This window comes from Aeromonas sp. FDAARGOS 1409, from assembly GCF_019048705.1.
GTDB lineage: Bacteria > Pseudomonadota > Gammaproteobacteria > Enterobacterales > Aeromonadaceae > Aeromonas > Aeromonas sanarellii.
In genome coordinates this window covers 3,927,763-3,950,949 of sequence record NZ_CP077395.1, presented here as the reverse complement: position 1 = coordinate 3,950,949, position 23,187 = coordinate 3,927,763, and the positions used below count along the sequence as shown (strand labels likewise).

Sequence of the window (23,187 nt, the reverse complement as noted above, 5' to 3'; positions counted from 1 at the left end):
GCTTAGATCTTGCCTACCAGATCCAGGGACGGGGCCAGGGTGGCGTCGCCTTCCTGCCACTTGGCCGGGCACACTTCACCCGGGTGAGCGGCAACGTACTGGGCAGCCTTGACCTTGCGCAGCAGCTCCAGGGCGTCACGGCCGATACCGCCGGCGTTGATCTCGACGATCTGGATGACGCCGTTCGGGTCGATGACGAAGGTACCGCGGTCAGCCAGGCCAGCCTCTTCGATCATCACGCCGAAGTTGCGGGTGATGGTGCCGGTCGGGTCGCCGATCATCGGGTACTGAATCTTCTTGATGGTGTCAGAAGTGTCGTGCCAGGCCTTGTGGGTGAAGTGGGTGTCGGTGGAGACAGCGTAGATCTCGACGCCCAGCTTCTTGAAGGCAGCGTAGTTGTCGGCCAGGTCGCCCAGCTCGGTCGGGCAGACGAAGGTGAAGTCAGCCGGGTAGAAGAAGACCACGGACCACTTGCCTTTCAGGTCAGCGTCAGACACCTGAACGAATTTGCCATTGTGGTAGGCGGTAGCGTTGAACGGCTTGATTTCAGTGTTGATGTAGGTAGACATGTATTTGCTCCTTGGTGATGTACATATGCCGGTCTGGTAGTTGAAGAGTCGTGCCAGACGAGGCGCTTAACTTTCGATGGAGGCATCATAGGGCTTTTCGCTAATCGGTCAAAGCCACAATTTTGAATCACTTAAATCTATTTATTAGATAGTCCATCCCAACTGTACCTAACATGAATATCTCAAGTCTTCTGAGATAACTCATTGTCGAAGTTCAATTTCTGTCCTGCAGTTCACATTTTCAAGTCCCGGATGGGATCTTGTTTTATGGATGGCATGCATGGGCGTGCCGCAGACGCGGCGGGCAAGGGAAGAACGCGGGCAAAAAAATCCCGGCGCGGTCGCGAGGACAGGGCCGGGTCATCAAACAAGGAATGGCGATAAAAATGCTTTACAGCAAAGACTAACTACGGGGTGTGCAAACTTGCGGATATATGAAGAGAAGACGTGGGTGCACAATCCTCATCACCTCTTCGGCAACCATTGCATGGGTCGCATCATAGTGTGATGAGGATCACAAAGCAAGAATATGGTGTAATTTTTCAATCAAACTGAAAGTGTTTCAGTGTTTTAGCCGAAAAATAAGGCTGAAAACGCTTTTATTGTAATTTAATTTCATAAATCAGTGATCAGAAGTCGGTGGGGGGCTCCTGCTCTTCCATCAGCTCCAGCAGGTTGATGGCCACCGCGATGAAGTCAGACTCGGTGACGATGCCGATCAGCTTGCGCCCCTTGAGTACCGGCAGGCAGCCATATTTGTGGCGCTGCAGGTAGAGGGCCGCCTCCTTGATGCCGGCGTGGGGGTCCACGCTCGCCACCTGGCGGGTCATGATCTCGTCGAGCTGGACGCTGTCGGTGAACTCCGCCTCCCGCTCCGGGTTGATCAGCAGCAGCTTGGATTCGCGGGTGGCCAGGATGTCGGAGAGGGTGACCAGTCCCAGCAGATGCTGGTGCTCATCGACGATGGGGATGTGGCGGATCCGCTCCTGCTGCATCAGCTCCATCGCCTGCTTGACGCTGTTTTCCGGACCCAGGGTGAAGGGGTGTTCGGTCATGATCTCGGAGAGGGTCATCATGGTGGGCCTCCTTGTGTATCTATCTTCACCCTAGCCCAGCCCGGAGGGGCAGAACATGATCGGGGTCAATACAAAAGATTAAAGATTTTTTAACGGGTGTTGCCTCACATAATTGCCCGCTATCCCTTGTCTGCCTTGGGTTTTTGGTCTTTTGGGTTGCCTTGCAAGAGGGGGATAACTAGACTAGCCGCCGATTCCCCCGAGGTGAAAGATGCAAGTATCCGATTTTCATTTTGATCTGCCAGACGAGCTGATTGCCCGCTATCCGATGGCGGAGCGGACCGCCAGCCGCCTGCTGCAGCTCGATGGTCAAACCGGCGCCCTGCGCCACGGTCAATTTGTCGATGTGCTGGACCAGCTCAATCCCGGCGACCTGCTGGTGTTCAACAATACCCGTGTCATCCCGGCGCGCATGTTTGGTCAGAAGGCCAGCGGCGGCAAGCTGGAGGTGCTGGTGGAGCGCATCCTGGACGAGCACAGCGTGCTGGCCCACGTCCGCTCCTCCAAGTCCCCCAAGCCCGGCACCCGCCTGATCCTGGACGGTGCCCCCGATGGGGAGAAGGTGGAGGCCGAGATGCGTGTCCGCCACGACGCCCTGTTCGAGATCCATTTCCTGGATCCGCGCCCCGTGCTGACCATTCTGGAAGCCATCGGCCACATGCCGCTGCCCCCCTACATCGACCGCCCCGACGAGGACGCCGACAAGGAGCGCTACCAGACCGTCTACAACCAGAAGCCGGGTGCCGTGGCGGCGCCGACCGCCGGCCTGCACTTCGACGAGCCGCTGCTCGAGAAGATCCGCGCCAAGGGGGTGGAGCTGGCCTTCGTGACCCTGCACGTGGGGGCGGGCACCTTCCAGCCGGTGCGGGTGGAGAAGATTGAAGATCACCACATGCACTCGGAATACGCCGAAGTGCCGCAGGAGGTGGTGGACGCCATCGCGGCGACCCGTGCGCGCGGTGGCCGCGTGATTGCCGTGGGCACCACCTCGGTACGTTCGCTGGAGAGCGCGGCCAAGGCGACCCTGGCCCAGGGCAAGCCGCTGGCACCCTTCTTCAGCGACACCGACATCTTTATCTTCCCTGGTTACCAGTTCCAGGTGGTCGACGCCATGATCACCAACTTCCACCTGCCCGAATCCACCCTGATCATGTTGGTCAGCGCCTTCGCGGGCTATGACAATGTGATGGCCGCCTATCAGGCCGCCGTGACCGGGCAGTATCGTTTCTTCAGCTACGGGGACGCCATGTTCGTCACCCGTCGCCGGGCGCAAGGTTAAGCCTCGCCCTTCAGAAGCCGTTCAGGGTCTGCTTGTCAGGATCCCGGCCGGCTTCTTTATTACCGGGCCCTCGGGCCCTCCGTTGTCAGACTGTTTCTCTGACTGAATCGAGGTAGCAATGAAATTTGAACTGAAAACCACCGACGGTCGCGCCCGCCGCGGCCAGCTGGTATTCGAGCGCGGCGTGGTCCAGACCCCGGCCTTCATGCCGGTCGGCACTTACGGCACCGTCAAGGGGATGACCCCGGAAGAGGTGCGCGAGACCGGCGCCCAGATCCTGCTCGGCAACACCTTCCACCTCTGGCTGCGGCCGGGGCAGGAAGTGATGCGCGCCCACGGCGACCTGCACGACTTCATGAACTGGCAGGGACCCATCCTGACCGACTCCGGCGGCTTCCAGGTGTTCAGCCTGGGGCACATCCGCAAGATCACCGAGGAGGGGGTGCATTTCCGTCATCCCATCAACGGCGAGAAGATCTTCCTGGACCCCGAGAAGTCCATGGAGATCCAGTACGATCTCGGTTCCGACATCGTGATGATCTTCGACGAGTGCACGCCCTACCCGGCCACCTACGAAGAGGCGCGCAAGTCCATGGAGATGTCCCTGCGCTGGGCCAAGCGCTCCCGCGCCAAGTTCGATGCCCTCGGCAACAAGAACGCCCTGTTCGGCATCATCCAGGGCTCCGTCTACGAGCCGCTGCGGGATGTGTCGCTAGACGGCCTGCTGGAGATCGGCTTCGATGGCTACGCGGTCGGCGGTCTCGCCGTGGGTGAGCCGAAAGAGGACATGCACCGCATCCTCGACCACGTCTGCCCGAAGATCCCGGCCGACAAGCCGCGCTACCTGATGGGGGTGGGCAAGCCGGAGGACCTGGTGGAAGGGGTGCGCCGCGGCATCGACATGTTCGACTGCGTGATGCCGACCCGCAACGCCCGCAACGGCCACCTGTTCACCACGGACGGTGTGGTGAAGATCCGCAACGCCAAGTATCGCGAGGATACCAGCACCCTGGATGCGGACTGCGACTGCTACACCTGCAAGAACTACACCCGCAGCTATCTGTACCATCTGGACAAGTGCAACGAGATCCTCGGTGCCCGTCTGAATACCATCCACAACCTGCGTTATTACCAGCGTGTGATGCAGGGTTTGCGGGACGCGATCGAGCAGGGTAAATTAGACGACTTTGTAACTGAGTTTTACCGTCGGCAAGGGAAGCCTGTGCCTCCACTGGCTGAAAATGACGTGAAATAACAACGACATATAAGTTAGTTATCAAATCTACATCAATAAGAGGTTGTTAAATGAGCATTATCTCCAAGGCGTATGCAGAAGGCGCGGCTCCGGCGGCACAGGGTGGTGGCATGGAAATGATCATCATGCTGGCCGTGTTCGGTCTCATCTTCTACTTCATGATCTACCGTCCCCAGGCCAAACGCGCCAAGGAGCATCGCAACCTGATGAGCTCCCTGACCAAGGGCGACGAAGTGCTCACTTCCGGTGGCCTGGTCGGCAAGATCGCCAAGGTCTCCGCCGACAGCGACTACATTGTGCTGGCCCTGAACGATCAGACCCAGGTCACCATCAAGCGTGACTTCGTCTCTGCCGTTCTGCCCAAGGGTTCTATCCAGTCCCTCTAATCTCCCGAGGAGCACAGCGTGTTAAATCGCTATCCGCTGTGGAAATACCTGATGGTGATCGTGGTGATCGCCATCGGTTTTCTATATGCAGCCCCCAATCTTTACGGCGAAGACCCGGCCCTCCAGGTCTCTGCCAGCCGTGGTGCCGAAGTCAAGCTCGACACCCTTGACCTGGTGAAGGAGACGCTCGAGGCGGCCCGGATCCCGGTCAAGCATGCGGCGTTCGAACACGGCTTCATCCTGATCCGTTTCAACAACACCGAAGACCAGCTCAAGGCCCGCGACATCGTGGCCAACAAGCTGGGGGACAACTTCATCACGGCCCTCAACCTGGCGCCCTCCACCCCGGCCTGGCTCGAAGCCATCGGCGCCGCTCCCCTCAAGCTCGGTCTGGACCTGCGCGGCGGCGTGCACTTCCTGATGGAAGTGGACATGGCCGAGGCGCTGGCCAAGCAGCAGGAGCAGATGGTGCAGGATTTCCGCTCCGAGCTGCGCACCCAGAAGATCCGTTACTCCGGCGTGCGCCGGGTCGGCGATCAGGTGCAGGTGGTGTTCCGTGACGAGGCCGATCAGGCCAAGGCGATCTCCCATCTGCGCCGTCAGAATCCGGATCTTGTCTTCACCGGCGAACAGAAGGGGGATGACTTCATCCTGCTGGCCAGCCTGAGCGAAGCCAAGATCAAGGAAGTGAAGAAGTACGCCCTCGAGCAGAACATCACCATCATCCGCAACCGGGTGAACGAGCTGGGGGTGGCCGAGCCGCTGGTCCAGCAGCAGGGTGCCGAGCGCATCGTGGTGGAGCTGCCGGGGATCCAGGACACCGCCCGTGCCAAGGAGATCCTGGGCGCCACCGCGACCCTGGAGTTCCACATGGTCGACGAGGCCGCCGACATCCAGGCCGCCGCCAGTGGCCGGGTGCCGCCGAGCTCCAAGGTCTACAACGATCGCAACGGACGCCCCGTGGTGCTGCACAAGCGCGTGATCCTGACCGGTGACCACATCGTGGGTGCCCAGTCCGGTTTCGATGAGTACAGCCGCCCCCAGGTCAACATCAAGCTCGATGGCCAGGGTGGCAACAAGATGGCCAACTTTACCAAGGACAACGTCGGCAAGGGCATGGCCACCGTCTTCATCGAGTACAAGCCTGTGGGTCAGCCGGGTCCGGACGGCAAGCGCAAGTTCCGCAAGCAGGAAGAGGTGATCAACGTCGCGACCATCCAGTCGCGCCTGGGCAGCCAGTTCCGCATCACCGGCATCGACAACGCCAACGAAGCCCACAACCTGGCGCTGCTGCTGCGTGCCGGTGCCCTGATCGCCCCGATCCAGATCGTGGAAGAGCGCACCATAGGTCCGAGCCTGGGTCAGCAGAACATCGACAGCGGCATGGAACCATCGGCTGGGCCATGCTGGTGATCGTGCTGTTCATGGGGATCTACTACCGTGCCTTCGGCTGGGTCGCCAACCTGGCGCTGACCATGAACCTGGTGCTCATCGTCGGCATCATGTCGATGATCCCGGGGGCCACCATGACCCTGCCGGGCATCGCCGGTATCGTCCTGACGCTGGGCATGGCGGTGGATGCGAACGTGTTGATCTACGAGCGCATTCGTGAAGAGATCCGCAACGGTCGCGGGGTGCAGCAAGCCATTCACATGGGCTTTGACCGCGCCTTCTCGACCATCGCCGACTCGAACGTCACCTCGCTCATCACCTGCGTGATCCTGTTCGGTATCGGCACCGGCGCCATCAAGGGCTTCGCCCTGACGCTCGGGATCGGTCTGACCGCCTCCATGTTTACCGCCATCACGGTATCCCGCGCCATCATCAACCTGGCCTGGGGCGGACGACGCATCGACAAGCTGCCGATCTAAGGAAGAGACATGTTTCAAATTCTGCATTTTGAAAAGCCCATCCCCTTCATGCGCTTCGCCAAGCTGGGTATGGTCTTCTCTGCGCTGGTGACGGTGTTCGCCCTCTACATCCTGTTCGATCGCGGCCTGAACTGGGGCCTGGACTTCACCGGTGGCACCACCATAGAGGTGGGGTTCCAGCAGTCGGTGAGCCTGGACAAGATGCACGAGGCGCTGGATCAGCAGAAGATTGAGGGGGCGACCCTGCAATTCTTCGGCTCCAGCCGCGACGTGCTGGTGCGCATGGCCCCGAAAGAGGGGATCAAGGTGGAGCAGCAGGGCAACGAGGTGCTGGCGGCGGCCAAGCTCATCGACCAGGACGCCGTGCTCAAGCGCGTCGAGTTCGTCGGCCCCTCCGTGGGTGACGAGCTGGCGACCGACGGTGCCCTGGCCATGCTGGCCTCCATCCTCTGTATCCTGATCTACGTGGCGGTGCGCTTCGAGTGGCGTCTGGCCACGGGGGGCATCCTCTCCCTGGCCCACGACGTCATCATCACCCTCGGCATCTTCGCCTACTTCCAGTACGAGTTCGATCTGACCGTGCTGGCGGCATTGATGACCCTGGTGGGTTACTCCCTGAACGACACCATAGTGGTGTTCGACCGGGTGCGGGAGAACTTCCGCAAGGTACGCCGCGGGGATACCGCCGAAATCATGGATCTCTCCATGACCGAGACCCTGAGCCGGACCATCATCACCTCCGGTCTGACCTTCGTGGTGGTGGTGGCGCTCTTGCTCAAGGGCGGGCCGCTCATCCACGGTTTCTCCATCGCCATGGTGATCGGGGTGGCCTTCGGGACCTACTCCTCCATCTATGTGGCGAGCGCCTCCGCCATGTACCTCGGGGTCAAGCGGGAGCACATGCTGCCGACCCAGGTGGAAAAAGAGGGGGCGGATCAGCAAGAGATCCTGCCGTAACAGACAAGGGCGCCGCAAGGCGCCCTTTCTCTTATGGCCGGACTGCGCCATGATGCTCTCACCATGAGCAAGATGAGTGGCATCAATCAACATAAGGAGCAAGGCATGCAGCACAATCCCCGTTTTCTGGCACTGGTCGAGGCCATCCGCCCCCGGGTCAAGGAGACAGACGTGCACCAGATCAAGCGCTGGCAGGACGAGGGCCGCGCCTTTCACCTCGTCGACGTGCGCGAGGAGAGCGAATGGGCCAGGGGCCATCTGCCGGGGGCCGAGTACCTTGGCCGCGGGGTGATAGAGCGGGACATAGAGACGCGCTATCCGGACCCTGACACCGAGCTCTACCTCTATTGTGGTGGGGGATTTCGCTCCATTCTGGTGGCGGAAAACCTGCAGAAGATGGGGTATTCCCGGGTCGTCAGCGTCGATGGAGGCTTTCGTGGCTGGAGCGAGGCCGGATACCCTGTCGAATCCTGATTTATTTGAGGGATAGGGGCTCAGCCACATGACAAACGGCCCCGTGATCTTTACCATATGCGGGGTCAAGCGTAAGCGTCGGAGTGTTCATTGAACGTCAGGATAGGGATTGGATACCTCACGGGTATCCTGTTGTTGCTCCCCATGTGGGGTTGCAGCAGTAGCAGTCAGGTACAAGCGCCTCAAGTTCCCAAGCCGCAACCCGCTTCACTGGTATTGGCGACCCCCTTGCAGGTCTCCTACCAGAGCGAGTTGGCGCTGGCGCGACTCGGGCAGATGCTCAGTGAAATGGAATTGACGACAGAACAGCGGGCCGAACTCTTCTATGAGCGCGCCGTGGTGTTTGACCGGGTGGGCCTGCGCTCCCTCGCACGGCTCGACTTCAACCGCGCCCTGCGGGAGAAGCCCGACTTTGCCGAGGCCTACAACTTCATCGGCGTCTATCTGGTGCAGCAGCAGAACTATGACGAGGCCTACGAGGCGTTCGACTCGGCGCTGGAGCTGGCCCCGGATTACGACTACGCCTATCTGAACCGGGGGATCGCCCTCTATTACGGCAACCGCCCCGAGCTGGCCACGGCCGACATGAAGCGCTTCTACGAGGCGCAGCCGGAAGATCCCTACCGGGTGCTCTGGCTCTACCTGGCCGAGCAGAAGCTCAACGGGCCGGCGGCCATGAGCAGGATGCGCGAGCGGCTCAACAAATATGACGACGACGCCTGGAATTGGGATCTGGTGCGCCTCTATACCGGCGAGATCAATGCCACCCAGTTGATGAGCAACGTGGTGAAGGGGGTCAAGGACAACCGGGAGCTTGCCGAGCGCCTGTGCGAGACCTACTTCTACCTGGGCAAGTTCGAGCTGGCCAAGGGCAACCGCAAGGAGGCCATCAGCTACTTCAAGCTGGCGCTCGCCAACAACGTCTATGACTTCATCGAGCACCGCTATGCCCTGTTGGAGCTGGAGCTGATGGCGCGCAAGCCCCTGCCGCCGGGTGCCCAGGGCAAGAGCGGCAAGGCGTGATGCGTCTGTCACCCCTGTGAAAAAGGCCTCATTGCGAGGCCTTTTTGCTGTCTGCGGTCTGGGCGCCGGTTTATTCCACCAGGCTCATGCCCGGGATCTGGCGCCAGTAGCCGTTGCAGTCCCGCTCCTGCTGCAGGGGAAGCGGTGCCTGGCCGTGCTGATTGGCCTTGAAGCGGGCCAGCATCTCCAGGGTCCCCATCCCCTCGGGGGAGAGACGCACCACGTCCACCAGGCCGTCCATGCCCGCAAGCTCGTTGCCGAGGTTGTAGCAGTAGCCGGACTGGGTCTGGATGCCGTTGAGGTTGAACACCTTCTGCCCCTCGCGGCTGTTGGCCAGCCGGCCGGTGGGGTAGTGGATGCAGGCGAGCTCGCAGTTGTCCTTGGGCTTGTCGAGGGAGCGGGCGGTGAAGCAGCGTGCCGAGTAGGCGAGCGGCAGGTGGCCGTAGGCGAACACCTCCACCTCGAACTGCTGGCGCTCCTTGCCCAGATCCTGCGCAAGCTGCACCAGCCAGTCCCGGGAGAGCTCCACCGGCATCACCCAGCGCTGCATGCCATTTTTAAGCAGCAGGCGCAGCACCTCGGCGTTGTAGGCGTTGATGGCCGGGCCGCAGACGAACGGCAGGCCGGCTTCACGGGCGAGCTGGACTGTGCCGAGATCGTTGGCCTCGATCAGCAAGGAGCCGTTGTCCACCAGTCGCTTGACCTCCCTGAGCTCTGACGGGGCCGAGATCAGCGCCAGGGTGGAGAGCACCGTCTGCTTGCCCGAACTCGCCACCTGGCGGGCCAGGGCAATCCAGTCATCCACCTTGAGTTCGCGGCGCTTGCTGCACACCGTCTCCCCCAGATAGACGATGTCGGCCTGGCTCTGGGCCGCGGCCTCGTAGAAGGCCTGGGTGTCGGCTTTGGGCCAGTAGAAGAGCAGGGGGCCGAGAGAGAATTTCATGGGCAGGGCTCCTTATTGCCACTGGCGATGGTAGGCGCCGAGGGTGGTCTGACTCCCCTCGGAGACGCGGGCTAGCTGGGCATCCCACTCGCCCTTGACCTGGTAGGCGTCCGGGTTGGCCTGATAGGCGTCGATGGCGGCGCGCCAGACCCGGGTTACCTGCTCCACGTAGGCGGGGCTGCGTTGGCGCCCCTCTATCTTGACCGACTGGATCCCGGTCTGGTACAGCTCGGGCAACAGGCCGAGGGTGTTGAGGCTGGTGGGCTCCTCCAGGGCGTGATAGGTCTGGCCATCCACCTCGAAGCGCCCCTTGCACAAAGTCGGGTAGCCGGCGTTCTCGCCCCGGCCGTAGCGATCGATCAGCACCTCGTTGAGCCGCGATTCGAGACCCTCCGGGGTCTCCTCCCAGCGCACGAACTTGGCGGGGGAGCAGGCGCCGACGGTATTGGGGCTCTCACCCGTCATGTAGGAGGAGAGGTAGCAGCGCCCCTCCGCCATGATGCAGAGGCTGCCGAAGGCGAAGACCTCGAGGCCGACGTCGGTCTCGCGGGCGAGCTGCCTGACCTGGTGCATGGAGAGCACCCGCGGCAACACCACCCGGCCGACGTTGAAATGCTGCTGGTAGAAGCGGATGGCGGCGGCATTGGTGGCGCTGGCCTGGACCGAGACATGCAGCTCCATATCGGGATGGCGGCGGCTGGCGTAATCGAGCACGGCGAGATCGGCGATGATCAGGGCATCGGCGCCCAGTGCGGCGCCCTTGTCCACCGCCTGTTTCCAGCGGGCGTCGGAGCCCGGGTGGGCGAAGGTGTTGATGGCGATGTGCAGCTTGCGGCCATGCTGATGCACGTAGTCGACCGCTTTTTCCAGCTTGCTGTCGGTGAAGTTGAGACCGGCGAAATGGCGGGCATTGGTGTCATCCTTGAAGCCGATATAGACGGCATCGGCCCCGTTATCCACGGCTGTCTTCAGTGCCGGCAGGCTGCCTGCCGGGCAGAGTAATTCCATCGGGTACGCTCCGAGAGGGCAAAAATGCAAAAGTGGCCCGATTGTATTCATGCTTGCGTCCCCACTTTTTGACCTGAGGCAGCTTTAGGTGGCTTTACCCTTCTCGAGGTAAGTGGGCACAAGTTTGATTTTCAACAGGATCTTGATGAAGGGGCTGTGCTTGAATGCGCAAAAAACTGGGAGTTTATCGTGTTTCAACAACTGCAACGCCACCTGGTCGAACAGGCCCCCCGTCTCTTGCGCCGCCCCCTCAGGCTGGTGCCCTTCACCCTGCAGCAGAACCTGATGGAAGCCCTGCTGGCACAGGTTTTCAGAGAGGCCATAGCGGATGGGGACTTCGCGTTCCTGGCGGGCAAGTGGCTCAAGGTCGAGGTTACGGATCTCGATCTCTGCTGGTTTATCAGCGAACGGGACGGGAAGCTGGTGGTGGCCCGCCAGTGCGAGCGACCCCATGTCTGCTTCAGTGGCAATAGCCAGGATCTCATCCTGATTGCTGGCCGCAAGGAAGACCCCGATTCCCTCTTCTTCCAGCGCAGGCTGAAGATCGAGGGCGATACCGAGCTGGGTCTGGAGGTGAAAAACCTGATGGACAGCCTGGATCTCGACGGGCTGGGGTTGATGAAGTATCCCCTGATGGATCTGGCGAGCCTGATAGAGCGCGTCCGTGCCGACGGACAATCAGTGCGGGAGCCGGTGCCTGCGGTCTGAGCCGCGTTTCAGTTGCCTGGCCAGGCCTCTGGCATGGTGGCGGTGAAGGCGTCGTGCCCACAGACAGCGGCAGCCCCAGAGGCAGGGAAGCAGTGCCAGCAGCGGCGTGGTGTCCGGCAGGCGCAGCAGCATCAGTCCCAGCGCCAGCCACAGAAAGGGCTGCGCCTCATAGAACCATTCTGGTTGCAGCCAGCGCTTGGCCGGAAAGATGACCAGATCGGTGCGCCTGTAATTGGATCGCATCATCCAGATGAGAGCTCCCACCACGAAGAGCAGGGCGGCCGCGAGCCAGAGCAGGGGAGAGTGGGCTAAGAGCCAGAGCAGGGCTGCCAGAAGCAGATAAGCCTGCGGCAACTGTTCGTAGATCCAGGGAGGAAGCATGGGCGGGCTCCGTGACTGCGGCTCCATCCTGTTAAGGTTAGCCCGCGGGATCTTCTCTCTAAGGCCGGTTGGTTATACGAAGAGCCCTTTTTGTTCTGAAATGCAGGGCCAGAAGCGGTGCCAAAATAGCGATTGGTTATGTTACAATTGCGCGCCATTTTTGACTGAAGATTGACTGGGCATGTTGGATCAGATTCGAATCGTGTTGGTAAACACCTCTCACACCGGCAACATGGGATCCGCGGCGCGGGCCATGAAGACCATGGGGCTGACCCAGCTGGTACTGGTCGATCCGCAAGCCTTGCCAGACGAGGAGGCCGTCGCCCTGGCGGCGGGAGCCAGCGACATCCTGGCCGGCGCCCGTATCGTGTCGACGCTGGATGAGGCCATCGCCGACTGCGGCCTGGTCATCGGCACCAGTGCCCGCTCCCGCACCCTGAGCTGGCCCATGCTGGATCCCCGCGAAGCGGGCGAGAAGCTGGTTGCCGAGGGGATGCAGCATCCGGTGGCGCTGGTGTTCGGCCGCGAGCGCACCGGCCTCACCAACGACGAGTTGCAGAAGTGTCACTACCACGTGGCCATTCCGGCCAACCCGGAGTACAGCTCGCTAAATCTGGCCATGGCGGTGCAGACCCTCTGCTACGAGGTGCGGATGCGCTGGCTTGCGGTGCAGGAGCAGGTTTCGTCGGAATCGGACGCGGATCGGGTGGCCTATCCCAGCGCCCTTCAACTGGAAGGCTTCTATCAACACCTGGAGCAGACGCTGCAAAAGACGGGCTTCATTGCCGATGACCACCCCGGTCACGTGATGAGCAAGCTGCGCCGCCTGTTCAATCGGGCACGGCCGGAAGCCGCCGAGTTGAATATCCTGCGCGGCATCCTCACCTCGGTCCAGAAACCCAGGCCGCAGGATTAATCCCGACTGATTTACTCAAGCATATACTTGACTGATTTAGTCGGGTATGTGACCATGTGCCTTATATTGATTGGTTTGCTAGACGGTAAGGCATATGAGACTGACCTCAAAAGGACGTTACGCAGTGACAGCCATGCTCGACGTGGCGTTGCATGCAGAGCAGGGGCCCGTTCCCCTCGCCGATATTTCAGAGCGCCAGGGCATCTCCTTGTCCTATCTGGAACAGCTGTTTGCCCGTCTGCGCAAGCATGGTCTGGTGAGCAGCGTACGCGGCCCGGGCGGCGGTTATCGCCTCGGTCTGGCCCCCGGCGAGATCTCGGTCGGTCAGGTGATCACCGCGGTCGATGAGTCGGTGGACGCCACCAAGTGTCTCGGCAAGGGGGGCTGCCACGGCGGTACCCAATGCCTGACCCACTCCCTGTGGCGCGATCTGAGCGAGCGCATCTCCAGCTTCCTGGGGGACATCACCCTGGCCGAGCTGGTCGGTCAGGCCGACGTGCGCCGCATTGCCGGCAAGCAAGATGAACAAATGAAGACCGTGTTGTCCCTGGTTGACCGGGCGGAACGCGGTGATGTGAGCTTGAAAGTCCAACTATAAACGTGCTTTCCACGACGAGTCGCTGTGTGACCCCGTCGTAACGGAGAAAAAGATGAAACTGCCTATTTACCTTGATTATTCGGCAACCTGTCCGGTGGACCCGCGTGTCGCAGAAAAAATGATGCAGTGCCTCACCATGGACGGCCTGTTTGGCAATCCTGCCTCCCGTTCCCACCGTTTCGGCTGGCAGGCCGAAGAGGCGGTGGATCTGGCCCGTAATCAAGTGGCAGAGCTGATCGGTGCCGACCCGCGCGAGATCGTCTTCACCTCCGGTGCGACCGAGTCCAACAACCTGGCCATCAAGGGTATCGCCCATTTCTACGCCGGCAAGGGCAAGCACATCGTCACCTCCAAGACCGAGCACAAGGCCGTTCTGGATACCTGCCGCCAGCTGGAGCGCGAAGGCTACGAGGTGACCTACCTCGAGCCCATGCCCAACGGCCTGTTCACGCTGGAACAGATCGAAGGGGCCCTGCGCGATGACACCATCCTGGTCAGCATCATGCACGTCAACAACGAGATCGGCGTGGTGCAGGACATCGCCGCCATCGGCGAACTGTGCCGCTCCCGCAAGATCCTGCTGCACGTGGACGCCGTCCAGAGCGTGGGCAAGATCCCGGTGGACGTCGAAGCACTCAAGGTCGACCTGCTCTCCATGTCCGCCCACAAGGTGTACGGCCCGAAAGGGATCGGTGCCCTGTACGTGCGTCGCAAGCCCCGTGTGCGCCTGGAAGCCCAGATGCACGGTGGTGGCCACGAGCGCGGCATGCGCTCCGGTACCCTGCCGACCCACCAGATCGTCGGCATGGGCGAAGCCTTCCGCATCGCCAAGGAAGAGATGGCGAGCGAGAGCCAGCACATCATGGCCCTGCGTCAGCGCCTGTGGAATGGCATCAAGAACATCGAAGAAGTCTACATCAACGGGGATCTGGACCACCGTGTGCCGGGCAACCTGAACGTCAGCTTCGCCTACGTGGAAGGGGAATCCCTCATCATGGCGCTCAAGGATCTGGCGGTCTCTTCCGGCTCGGCCTGTACCTCTGCCAGCCTGGAGCCTTCCTACGTGCTGCGCGCCCTGGGCCTGAACGACGAGCTGGCACACAGCTCCATCCGTTTCAGCATCGGCCGCTTCACCACGGAAGAGGAAATCGACTACGCAATCAAGCTCATCTGCGACTCCATCGGTCGTCTGCGCGAGATGTCCCCCCTGTGGGAGATGTTCAAGGACGGCGTCGATCTGAACACGGTCGAATGGGCACATCACTGATCCTTGCCAATTGGCAAGTGTTTGGTGAACAACGGAATTAGCAGGAGTTAGATATGGCTTACAGTGAAAAAGTAATCGACCACTACGAGAATCCCCGCAACGTCGGTGGGTTCGACAAGAATGACCCCAGCGTCGCCACTGGCATGGTCGGTGCGCCGGCCTGCGGCGACGTGATGAAGCTGCAGCTGAAGATCAGCGACGACGGCATCATCGAAGATGCCAAGTTCAAGACCTACGGCTGCGGCTCCGCCATCGCCTCCAGCTCCCTGGTGACCGAGTGGGTCAAGGGCAAGACCCTGGACGAAGCGGCCGGCATCAAGAACACCGACATCGCCGAAGAGCTGGCGCTGCCGCCGGTGAAGATCCACTGCTCCATCCTGGCGGAGGATGCCATCAAGGCCGCCATCGCCGATTACAAGCAGAAGAAAGGTCTTTAAGGTCCGGAGAGCAGTATGGCCATAACCATGACAGATGCCGCAGCGGCACGGGTTTCCTCCTTCATGACCAACCGGGGCAAGGGCATAGGCCTGCGCCTCGGCGTCAAGACGACCGGCTGTTCGGGCCTGGCCTATGTGCTCGAGTTCGTGGATGAGCTGGCCGCCGAGGATCAGGTGTTCGAGCAGAAAGGTGTCAAGATCATCGTGGATGCCAAGAGCCTGATCCACCTGGATGGCACCGAGCTGGACTTCGTGAAGGAAGGCCTCAACGAGGGTTTCCAGTTCAACAACCCGAATGCGAAAGGCGAATGCGGTTGTGGCGAAAGTTTCAGCGTGTAGGCGGGCCTGACGGCCAGGTGTCAGTGCCTGATGTCTTGCTCATCAACACGGTGGCATGGGCGCCCGCCCATGCCGCCGCTCTCTAAGACGAGTGTGATTGCGGTACCAGCGGTATTGTCTGAGGACGTACGATGAATCATTTCGAGCTGTTCGGGCTGGCAGAGGGCTTCGAGCTCGATACTCGCCAGTTGGCTGACACCTACCGTCAGTTGCAAGCCCGGTTCCACCCCGATCGTTTTGCCACCGCCTCCGAACGGGAGCAGTTGGCTGCGGTGCAGCGTGCCGCCCAGATCAACGATGCCTTCACCACCCTCAAGGCGCCCCTGCGCCGAGCCGAATACCTGCTCTCCCTGCGCGGCACCGAACTGCGTGGCGAACAGCAGACGCTGCAAGATCCGGTCTTCCTGATGCAGCAGCTGGAGTGGCGTGAACGGCTGGCCGAGCTAAAAGGAGAGGCGGATCCTGAGGGGGCGATCCAAGATTTTCGCCGCGAGATCAGGCATGATCACCAGTCTCTGATGCAACGGCTGACCCGGGCTCTCACCTCGGGTGAGGATCTGATCGCCGCGGATTGCGTCCGCAAGCTCAAGTTTGTCGACAAGCTCCTCGAGGAGCTGGAACGATTCGAAGACTCGCTGTTCGAGTCTTGACCCTCTAACGCAGGAATTGTGATTACCCATGGCATTACTGCAAATCGCCGAGCCAGGCCAGAGCGCCGCGCCTCATCAGCATAAACGGGCCGTCGGCATCGATCTCGGCACCACCAACTCCCTGGTTGCCGCCGTGCGCAGCGGCCAGGCCGATACCCTCTGCGACGAGCAGGGGCGTTTCCTGCTGCCTTCGGTGGTGCACTACCAGTCTGACGACAAGGTGCGGGTCGGCTTCGATGCCAAGCGTGAAGCCGCCCTCGATCCCCACAACACCATCGTCTCGGTCAAGCGGATGATGGGCAAGGCGTTGGCGGACATGGATACCCGTCAGCAACCCTATGAATTCGTGGCCGCCGAGAACGGCATGCCCCAGTTGCAGACCCGCCAGGGGCTGGTCAACCCGGTGCAGGTCTCGGCCGAGATCCTCAAAGCCCTGGCCGAGCGCGGTGCCCGTACCCTGGGGGGCGATCTCGACGGCGTGGTCATCACTGTGCCCGCCTATTTCGACGACGCCCAGCGCCAGGGCACCAAGGACGCGGCCCGCCTGGCCGGCCTGCACGTGCTGCGCCTGCTGAACGAACCCACTGCCGCGGCCATCGCCTACGGCCTCGACTCCGGTCAGGAAGGGGTGATCGCCGTCTATGACCTCGGTGGCGGCACCTTCGATATCTCCATCCTGCGCCTGCATCGCGGCGTGTTCGAGGTGATGGCCACCGGCGGTGATTCCGCCCTGGGCGGCGATGACTTCGATCACCTGCTGGCGGACTGGCTGAAAGAACAAGCCGGTTTGTCCGGCCAACTCGACGCCCGCACCCAGCGCGAGCTGCTGGACCTGGCCGCCAGCGTCAAGCACGGCCTGACCGATGCAGACTGCGTCCCTTGCGCCTTCGCCGGCTGGCAGGGCACAGTGACCCGCAGCCAGTTCGACGCCCTCATCACCCCCCTGGTCAAGCGCACCCTGCTGGCCTGTCGCCGCGCACTGCGCGACGCCGGCCTTGAACAGGAGGAGGTGCTGGAGGTGGTGATGGTCGGCGGCTCGACCCGGGTGCCCCTGGTGCGCGAGCTGGTGGGGGACTTCTTCCAGCGTCCGCCGCTCACCAGCATCGACCCGGACAAGGTGGTGGCCATCGGTGCCGCCATCCAGGCCGATATCCTGGTGGGCAACAAGCCCGATGCCGAGATGCTGCTGCTGGACGTGATCCCGCTCTCCCTGGGGCTTGAGACCATGGGCGGTCTCGCCGAGAAGGTGATCCCGCGCAACACCACCATTCCGGTGGCCCGCGCCCAGGAGTTCACCACCTTCAAGGATGGCCAGACCGCGATGGCGATCCACGTGGTGCAGGGGGAGCGCGAGCTGGTGGCGGATTGCCGCTCCCTGGCCCGCTTCACCCTGACCGGCATTCCGCCCATGGCGGCGGGGGCGGCCCACATTCGCGTCACCTTCCAGGTGGATGCGGACGGTCTCCTGTCGGTCAGCGCCATGGAAAAATCCTCCGGCGTGCAGGCCGAGATCCAGGTCAAGCCCTCCTATGGCTTGGCGGAGGAGGACATCCTCAGCATGCTGAGCGCCTCCATCGCCAACGCCCAGCAGGACATGGATGCCCGCATGCTGGCGGAGCAGCAGGTGGAAGCCGATCGGGTGGTCGAGAGCCTCAATGCCGCCCTGGCCGCCGATGGCGAGGCGCTGCTGAACGCCGCCGAGCGGGCCGAGATTGATGCTGCCATCGCCCATCTGCTGACCATGCGCAACGCGGGAACAACCGATCAAATCAAAGCGGCCATCGAGGCGGCGGATGCCGCCAGTGGCGAATTTGCAGCCCGCCGGATGGACGCCTCCATCCGCAAGGTGCTGACCGGACAAAACGTCAACAAGGTGTGATATGCCAAAACTGATTATTCTGCCCCATCCCGAGCTCTGTCCTGACGGCGCGGCCCTCGAAGGTGCGAGCGGCGAGACCATTCTGGATGTGGCCCTGCGCAACGGCATCGAGATCGAGCACGCCTGCGAGAAGTCCTGCGCCTGTACCACCTGCCATTGCATAGTGCGCGAAGGCTTCGATTCCCTCGAGCCGAGCGACGAGCTGGAAGACGACATGCTGGACAAGGCGTGGGGACTGGAGCCGGAATCCCGTCTCAGCTGCCAGGCCAGGCTGGCGGACGAGGACCTGGTGGTGGAGCTGCCAAAGTACACCATCAACCTTGCCTCCGAACGCCACTGACGGCCGCCTGATTACACATGAGTGAAGTGCGCGTGCAGCACTCGGCGGTGAAGTAGTGATATGGTGAAGGCCGTGACCCTTGAGGGCGCGGCCTTTTTTGTGCCCGTGATTTCCCTATTCGTTGATGAAGTGCCAATACAAAGGAAGCAAGAGAACATGGCTGACATGATGAACGTACAGTTATCCACCCAGGTTGCCGCTGCTGTCTGGGGGGAGGGGGCCCAACTCAGTTTCAGTGGTGACCAGGCCCTGATCCATCTGGGCGGCGTCCTTCAGGAGCAGGACGTGCTGCGCACCGTCCAGCGTGCGGCGCGTCGGCTCGAGTCGACCGGCATCAAGCAGGTCAGACTGGCCGGAGAAGGGTGGGATCTGGAACGTCGTTACGCCTTTGCCCAGGGCTTCTATGCCGCCAAGGGCGTGCGCGAGCTCGATTTCGGCGAGCAGAACGGCCAGGAGGCCGGCGAGCTGGCGGCCCTGCTCAAGGCGACCCACTGGGTGCGCGAGGTGACCAACGGCTGCCCGGAGGCAATCTACCCCATGAGCCTGGCGGAGTCCGCCCTGCTGCTCATCCGCAGCCTCGCCGGTGACAGGGTGACGGCCCGCATCACCGCCGGGGAGGCCCTGCGCGAATCCGGCCATATCGGGATCTGGTCGGTGGGTCGCGGCAGCGAGCGCGAGCCCGTGCTGCTGGAGCTCGACTACAACCCGACCGGGGATGCCAATGCCCCCGTGGTGGCGGCCCTGGTGGGCAAGGGGATCACCTTCGACTCCGGCGGCTACTCCATGAAGTCCTCGGACAACATGCTGCCGATGAAGTCCGACATGGGGGGGGCCGCCATGGTGACCGGTGCCCTGGCGCTGGCCATCAGCCGGGGCCTCGACAAGCGGGTCAAACTCATCCTCTGCTGCGCGGAAAACCTGGTCTCCGGCCACGCCTTCAAGCTCGGCGACATCCTGACCTATCGCAACGGCATCTCGGTGGAGATCCAGAACACCGACGCTGAGGGCCGCCTGGTGCTGGCGGACGGCCTGTTGGCCGCGAGCGAGAGCGGCGCCGCCCATATCCTCGACGCCGCCACCCTGACCGGCGCCGCCAAGACGGCGCTGGGCCGCGACTACAACGCCGTCTTCGCCCTGGATGAGGCAGAGCAGGTGCGCGCCCTCGCCGCCGCCCGTGCCGAGCACGAGAAGGCCTGGCCCCTGCCGCTCGAGTCCTGGCACGCGGGCCAGCTCACCTCGGCCTTCGCCGATCTGGGCAATGTGGCCTCCGCCGAAGGCACCGCCGGCGCCACCACGGCCGCCGCCTTCCTGTCGCGCTTCGTGCGTGACGAGGGCAAAGGCTGGGTACACCTGGATCTGGCTGCCTCCTATCAGAAGTCCGGCAACGATCTCTGGGCGACCGGTGCCAAGGGCCATGGCCTGCGCACGATTGCCCGCTGGTTGCAGGAGGTGAGTGAATGAGAGTCTGGCTGAATCAAGAATGTGGTGAAGGCTTCGGGCAATCGGCGAAAAGTGCCACGGCCTGCGTATTATCGGTCGCTCGCTGGCTTGCGGAGGTGGCTGAATGAACGTCTGGCTGAGCCGTGAATTTGCCGCCCCCGAGTGGGGCGAGGGGGCGCTGATCTCCCACCGCGCCGATGGCATGGTGATCCACCTGGTGACCGCCACTCCGCTGCTGGACATCCAGCAGGCGGCGCGGCGCCTGTGCAGCCAGGGGATCCAGCAGGTAGTCCTGGCCGGCCACTGGGAGCGCGAGCAGCAGTGGGCCTTCGCCCAGGGGCTGCAGACGCCCAAGGCGGAGGTGGTGCTGCAGTGGGCCACCTCGTCCGAGGAGGACAGGGAGGAGCTGGAGGCGCGCTGGCTGTGCGGGCGCTGGGTGCGGGAGATGACCAATGCCACCCCGGAGCAGCTGGGGCCGCTGGAGCTGGCGGTGGAAGCCGCCGCTTTCCTCACCGAGCTGGCGCCGGACAAGATCAGCCATCGCATCCTCAAGGGCGAGGCGCTGCAACAGGCCGGCTGGGTCGGTCTCTATCAGGTCGGCCGTGGCAGCGAGCGCGAGCCCGTGATGCTGGAGCTGGACTTCAACCCTTGCGGTGACCCCAAGGCCCCCGTGGCCGCGGCCCTGGTGGGCAAGGGGATCACCTTCGACTCCGGCGGCTACTCCATGAAGACCTCCCAGGGCATGCTCACCATGAAGCACGACATGGGGGGCGCCGCCATCGTGACCGGCGCCCTGGCGCTGGCGATTCTGCGCGGCCTCGACAAGCGGGTGAAGCTCATCCTCTGCTGCGCCGAGAACCTGGTCTCCGGTCATGCCTACAAGCTGGGTGACATCCTCACCTACAAGAACGGCACCACAGTGGAGATCGTCAACACCGACGCCGAGGGGCGGCTGGTGCTGGCGGACGGCCTGCAGCTTGCCGGGGAGTCCGGTGCCCCCCTCATCATCGACGCCGCCACGCTCACTGGCGCGGCCGTGATGGCGCTGGGGGGGCGCTACAATGCCCTGTTCGGTCTGGACAAGGGGCTGGTGAGCCGCGCCATGGCCTATTCGGATGCGGAGCAGGAGCCGGCCTGGCCCCTGCCGCTGGAACCCTGGCACCGCCAGCAGTGCCCGTCCCACTATGCCGACACCGCCAACAGCCGCCCCGTGCCGGGCGGCGGACCGGGGGGGGCCTCCAACGCGGCGGGCTTCCTCTCCCGCTTCGTCCCCAATGAGGGGAAGGGCTGGTTGCACGTGGATCTGGCCGCCTGCTTCAGCGAGAACGGTGACAATCTCTGGGCCCCCGGGGCCAACACCCTGGGAATGCGCACCATAGCGCACGCCCTGCTGGCGGAGACGCGTTCGGCCACCTGACGGCAGAAGGGCACCCCAGGGTGCCCTTCTCACAACTGCTGGTTTGGTGAGCAATTGATGGCGTTTTGAGGCATTAGCATGATGATCGTGCGCAAGCGCACATTTTTTCTTAACGCCCCGATACAAGATGAGTCACCATGTTGTTTCAAGGATTCTTTTGTTTAACAAAAAGTTGATTTTTTGTGTGTTATTTCGTTTTTTGTTTACGTATAATCGCCGCCGAACATGGATTCCTACAATAAAACTCTGTAGTTAAGGAAAGAACTCAATGGCTATCGAACGTACCTTCTCCATCGTCAAGCCGGATGCGGTCAGCAAGAACCTGATTGGTGCCATTTACAGCCGCTTCGAGAGCGCGGGTCTGAAAGTGGTTGCCGCCAAGATGCTGCACCTGAGCAGCGAGCAGGCCGCCGGTTTCTACGCCGAGCACCAGGGCAAGCCTTTCTATGATGCCCTGGTCGGTTTCATGACCTCGGGTCCCGTCATGGTGCAAGTGCTGGAAGGGGAAGACGCCATCCGCCGCCACCGTGAAATCATGGGCGCCACCAACCCGAAAGAGGCCCTGGCCGGTACCCTGCGCGCCTGCTACGCCGAGAGCATCGATCGCAACGCCGTCCACGGCTCCGATGCCCCGGCCTCTGCCGCCCGTGAAATCGCCTACTTCTTCTCCGACGACGAGATCTGCCCGCGCGGCTGATGTTGTCAGGTGTGACCAAGGGAGCCTCGGCTCCCTTTTGTTTTTTGGCCCTCCGCCCAATAACCTCTTATTCTCCAGGTGGAAAGTCGGACCCATTATTTGTACAATGCCGCCCCCTGACGTAGGTCAGCCGATAATTTATGAAGTGTGTGAGCTGAGGCCCCTGATGAGCGAAACAAAAACCAACCTGCTGGATCTCGACCGGGATGCCATGCGTGCCTTCTTCGTCGAGTTGGGCGAGAAGCCGTTCCGGGCAGACCAGATAATGAAGTGGATCTATCACTTCGGTTGTGATGATTTCGATCAGATGAGCAACGTCAACAAGGCGCTGCGCGAGCGGCTCAAGGCCATCGCCGAGATCCGTGCCCCCGAGATCAGCCGCGAGCAGCGCTCCGCGGATGGCACCATCAAGTGGGCCCTGCAGGTCGGCGATCAGGAAGTGGAGACCGTCTACATTCCGGAAGCGGACCGCGCTACCCTGTGCGTATCCTCCCAGGTAGGCTGCGCCCTGGCTTGTACCTTCTGCTCCACCGCCCAGCAAGGGTTCAACCGTAACCTGAAAGTCTCCGAGATTATCGGCCAGGTGTGGCGTGCCGCCAAAGTGGTGGGCGGCAAGCGTCCCATCACCAACGTGGTGATGATGGGCATGGGCGAGCCGCTGCTGAACCTGGCCAACGTGGTGCCGGCCATGAAGCTGATGATGGACGACTTCGGTTTCAGCATCTCCAAGCGCCGCGTCACCCTCTCCACCTCCGGGGTGGTGCCGGCACTGGACATGCTGGGGGATCAGATCGACGTGGCCCTGGCCATCTCCCTGCATGCGCCGAACGACAAGCTGCGTTCCGAGATCATGCCGATCAACGACAAGTACAACATCGAGTCCTTCCTTGCCGGGGTGCGCCGCTATCTGGCCAAGTCCAACGCCAACGGCGGTCGGGTCACCGTGGAGTATGTGCTGCTCGATCACATCAACGACGACATGCAGCATGCCCATGAACTGGCCAAGGTACTCAAGGAAACCCCTTGCAAGATCAACCTGATCCCGTTCAACCCCTTCCCGGGCAACCCGTTCGGCAAGCCGAGCAACAGCCGCATCGACCGCTTCTCCAAGGTGCTGATGGAATACGGCCTGACCGTCATAGTGCGCAAGACCCGCGGCGATGACATCGACGCCGCCTGCGGCCAGCTGGTGGGGGAGGTGATCGACCGCACCAAGCGCACCATGAAAAATCGGATGCAACAGGATGGGATTTCCGTCAAAATGGTTTAACTCCTAA

The 23,187-nt window shown here is 62.1% G+C and carries 24 protein-coding genes and 1 pseudogene; 20 read left to right on the top strand and 5 right to left on the bottom strand.

Features of this window, described 5'->3' with window-relative positions; all coding sequences use genetic code 11:
- Nucleotides 1-2 precede the first annotated feature (2 nt).
- The gene (gene ahpC, locus I6L39_RS18440; protein WP_042076637.1) at nucleotides 3-569 is read right to left on the bottom strand and encodes an alkyl hydroperoxide reductase subunit C; all 567 of its coding nucleotides are present in this window, start codon (nucleotides 567-569) and stop codon (nucleotides 3-5) included.
- A 629-nt stretch (nucleotides 570-1,198) separates the two neighbouring features.
- Nucleotides 1,199-1,645 (bottom strand): CBS domain-containing protein, encoded by a 447-nt coding sequence (locus I6L39_RS18435; RefSeq protein WP_042076634.1) that lies wholly within the window; start codon nucleotides 1,643-1,645, stop codon nucleotides 1,199-1,201.
- Between the two features lie 211 nt (nucleotides 1,646-1,856).
- Here I6L39_RS18435 and queA point away from each other — a divergent pair, with 211 nt between their 5' ends.
- From queA to nlpI, 7 genes and pseudogenes are all read left to right on the top strand, one after another.
- Nucleotides 1,857-2,924: a tRNA preQ1(34) S-adenosylmethionine ribosyltransferase-isomerase QueA gene (gene queA / locus I6L39_RS18430; protein ID WP_216990454.1), complete on the top strand. Its 1,068-nt coding sequence runs from the start codon at nucleotides 1,857-1,859 to the stop codon at nucleotides 2,922-2,924.
- Nucleotides 2,925-3,042: 118 nt separating this feature from the next.
- On the top strand, nucleotides 3,043-4,179 hold the full coding sequence (gene tgt, locus I6L39_RS18425; protein ID WP_042076631.1) for a tRNA guanosine(34) transglycosylase Tgt: 1,137 nt from the start codon (nucleotides 3,043-3,045) through the stop codon (nucleotides 4,177-4,179).
- A gap of 50 nt (nucleotides 4,180-4,229) precedes the next feature.
- The gene (yajC, locus tag I6L39_RS18420) at nucleotides 4,230-4,565 is read left to right on the top strand and encodes a preprotein translocase subunit YajC (protein WP_042076628.1); all 336 of its coding nucleotides are present in this window, start codon (nucleotides 4,230-4,232) and stop codon (nucleotides 4,563-4,565) included.
- An 18-nt stretch (nucleotides 4,566-4,583) separates the two neighbouring features.
- Nucleotides 4,584-6,436: pseudogene (gene secD / locus I6L39_RS18415) on the top strand (protein translocase subunit SecD).
- A gap of 9 nt (nucleotides 6,437-6,445) precedes the next feature.
- Nucleotides 6,446-7,393 carry a protein translocase subunit SecF gene (gene secF / locus I6L39_RS18410; RefSeq protein WP_042076626.1) on the top strand — a complete coding sequence of 316 codons (948 nt, stop codon included), beginning with the start codon at nucleotides 6,446-6,448 and terminating at the stop codon, nucleotides 7,391-7,393.
- Nucleotides 7,394-7,498: 105 nt separating this feature from the next.
- Nucleotides 7,499-7,867 (top strand): rhodanese-like domain-containing protein, encoded by a 369-nt coding sequence (locus tag I6L39_RS18405; RefSeq protein WP_042076660.1) that lies wholly within the window; start codon nucleotides 7,499-7,501, stop codon nucleotides 7,865-7,867.
- Between the two features lie 90 nt (nucleotides 7,868-7,957).
- Nucleotides 7,958-8,890: a lipoprotein NlpI gene (gene nlpI / locus I6L39_RS18400; RefSeq protein ID WP_280136285.1), complete on the top strand. Its 933-nt coding sequence runs from the start codon at nucleotides 7,958-7,960 to the stop codon at nucleotides 8,888-8,890.
- A gap of 70 nt (nucleotides 8,891-8,960) precedes the next feature.
- On the opposite strand, the gene I6L39_RS18395 is transcribed toward nlpI, so the two are convergent.
- Entirely contained in the window at nucleotides 8,961-9,833 is an 873-nt protein-coding gene (locus I6L39_RS18395; protein ID WP_216990453.1) for a U32 family peptidase, read from the bottom strand.
- 12 nt (nucleotides 9,834-9,845) lie between these two features.
- Nucleotides 9,846-10,841: a peptidase U32 family protein gene (locus I6L39_RS18390; protein WP_042076621.1), complete on the bottom strand. Its 996-nt coding sequence runs from the start codon at nucleotides 10,839-10,841 to the stop codon at nucleotides 9,846-9,848.
- Nucleotides 10,842-11,030: 189 nt separating this feature from the next.
- Here I6L39_RS18390 and I6L39_RS18385 point away from each other — a divergent pair, with 189 nt between their 5' ends.
- Nucleotides 11,031-11,549, top strand: a complete 519-nt coding sequence (locus tag I6L39_RS18385; RefSeq protein ID WP_209792695.1) for an SCP2 domain-containing protein — start codon at nucleotides 11,031-11,033, stop codon at nucleotides 11,547-11,549.
- Here I6L39_RS18385 and I6L39_RS18380 read toward each other — a convergent pair.
- A complete protein-coding gene (locus I6L39_RS18380) occupies nucleotides 11,520-11,930 on the bottom strand; it encodes a hypothetical protein (RefSeq protein WP_216990452.1) in 411 nt (136 codons plus the stop codon). The genes I6L39_RS18385 and I6L39_RS18380 overlap by 30 nt on opposite strands.
- Before the next feature lie 181 nt (nucleotides 11,931-12,111).
- Here I6L39_RS18380 and trmJ point away from each other — a divergent pair, with 181 nt between their 5' ends.
- The 12 genes from trmJ (at nucleotide 12,112) to I6L39_RS18320 (ending at nucleotide 23,180) form a co-directional block, all read left to right on the top strand.
- Nucleotides 12,112-12,846, top strand: a complete 735-nt coding sequence (gene trmJ / locus I6L39_RS18375; protein ID WP_042076617.1) for a tRNA (cytosine(32)/uridine(32)-2'-O)-methyltransferase TrmJ — start codon at nucleotides 12,112-12,114, stop codon at nucleotides 12,844-12,846.
- 94 nt (nucleotides 12,847-12,940) lie between these two features.
- Complete coding sequence (gene iscR, locus I6L39_RS18370; RefSeq protein ID WP_025327241.1) at nucleotides 12,941-13,444, top strand: Fe-S cluster assembly transcriptional regulator IscR; 504 nt, start codon at nucleotides 12,941-12,943, stop codon at nucleotides 13,442-13,444.
- A gap of 52 nt (nucleotides 13,445-13,496) precedes the next feature.
- On the top strand, nucleotides 13,497-14,711 hold the full coding sequence (locus tag I6L39_RS18365) for an IscS subfamily cysteine desulfurase (RefSeq protein WP_209792677.1): 1,215 nt from the start codon (nucleotides 13,497-13,499) through the stop codon (nucleotides 14,709-14,711).
- 53 nt (nucleotides 14,712-14,764) lie between these two features.
- A complete protein-coding gene (iscU, locus tag I6L39_RS18360; RefSeq protein WP_010675059.1) occupies nucleotides 14,765-15,148 on the top strand; it encodes a Fe-S cluster assembly scaffold IscU in 384 nt (127 codons plus the stop codon).
- 15 nt (nucleotides 15,149-15,163) lie between these two features.
- Nucleotides 15,164-15,487: an iron-sulfur cluster assembly protein IscA gene (iscA, locus tag I6L39_RS18355; protein WP_042076614.1), complete on the top strand. Its 324-nt coding sequence runs from the start codon at nucleotides 15,164-15,166 to the stop codon at nucleotides 15,485-15,487.
- A 131-nt stretch (nucleotides 15,488-15,618) separates the two neighbouring features.
- The gene (gene hscB / locus I6L39_RS18350) at nucleotides 15,619-16,137 is read left to right on the top strand and encodes a co-chaperone HscB (protein WP_216990451.1); all 519 of its coding nucleotides are present in this window, start codon (nucleotides 15,619-15,621) and stop codon (nucleotides 16,135-16,137) included.
- Nucleotides 16,138-16,165: 28 nt separating this feature from the next.
- Nucleotides 16,166-18,016, top strand: coding sequence for a Fe-S protein assembly chaperone HscA (gene hscA, locus I6L39_RS18345; protein WP_216990450.1), 1,851 nt, complete (start codon nucleotides 16,166-16,168; stop codon nucleotides 18,014-18,016).
- A 1-nt stretch (nucleotide 18,017) separates the two neighbouring features.
- A complete protein-coding gene (gene fdx / locus I6L39_RS18340) occupies nucleotides 18,018-18,356 on the top strand; it encodes an ISC system 2Fe-2S type ferredoxin (protein WP_042076608.1) in 339 nt (112 codons plus the stop codon).
- A gap of 156 nt (nucleotides 18,357-18,512) precedes the next feature.
- Nucleotides 18,513-19,817, top strand: a complete 1,305-nt coding sequence (gene pepB, locus I6L39_RS18335; RefSeq protein ID WP_216990449.1) for an aminopeptidase PepB — start codon at nucleotides 18,513-18,515, stop codon at nucleotides 19,815-19,817.
- A 103-nt stretch (nucleotides 19,818-19,920) separates the two neighbouring features.
- Entirely contained in the window at nucleotides 19,921-21,213 is a 1,293-nt protein-coding gene (gene pepB / locus I6L39_RS18330) for an aminopeptidase PepB (RefSeq protein WP_216990448.1), read from the top strand.
- Nucleotides 21,214-21,481: 268 nt separating this feature from the next.
- Nucleotides 21,482-21,910, top strand: coding sequence for a nucleoside-diphosphate kinase (ndk, locus tag I6L39_RS18325; protein WP_042076603.1), 429 nt, complete (start codon nucleotides 21,482-21,484; stop codon nucleotides 21,908-21,910).
- A gap of 166 nt (nucleotides 21,911-22,076) precedes the next feature.
- Entirely contained in the window at nucleotides 22,077-23,180 is a 1,104-nt protein-coding gene (locus I6L39_RS18320) for a bifunctional tRNA (adenosine(37)-C2)-methyltransferase TrmG/ribosomal RNA large subunit methyltransferase RlmN (protein ID WP_042076601.1), read from the top strand.
- The last annotated feature ends 7 nt before the right edge of the window (nucleotides 23,181-23,187 follow it).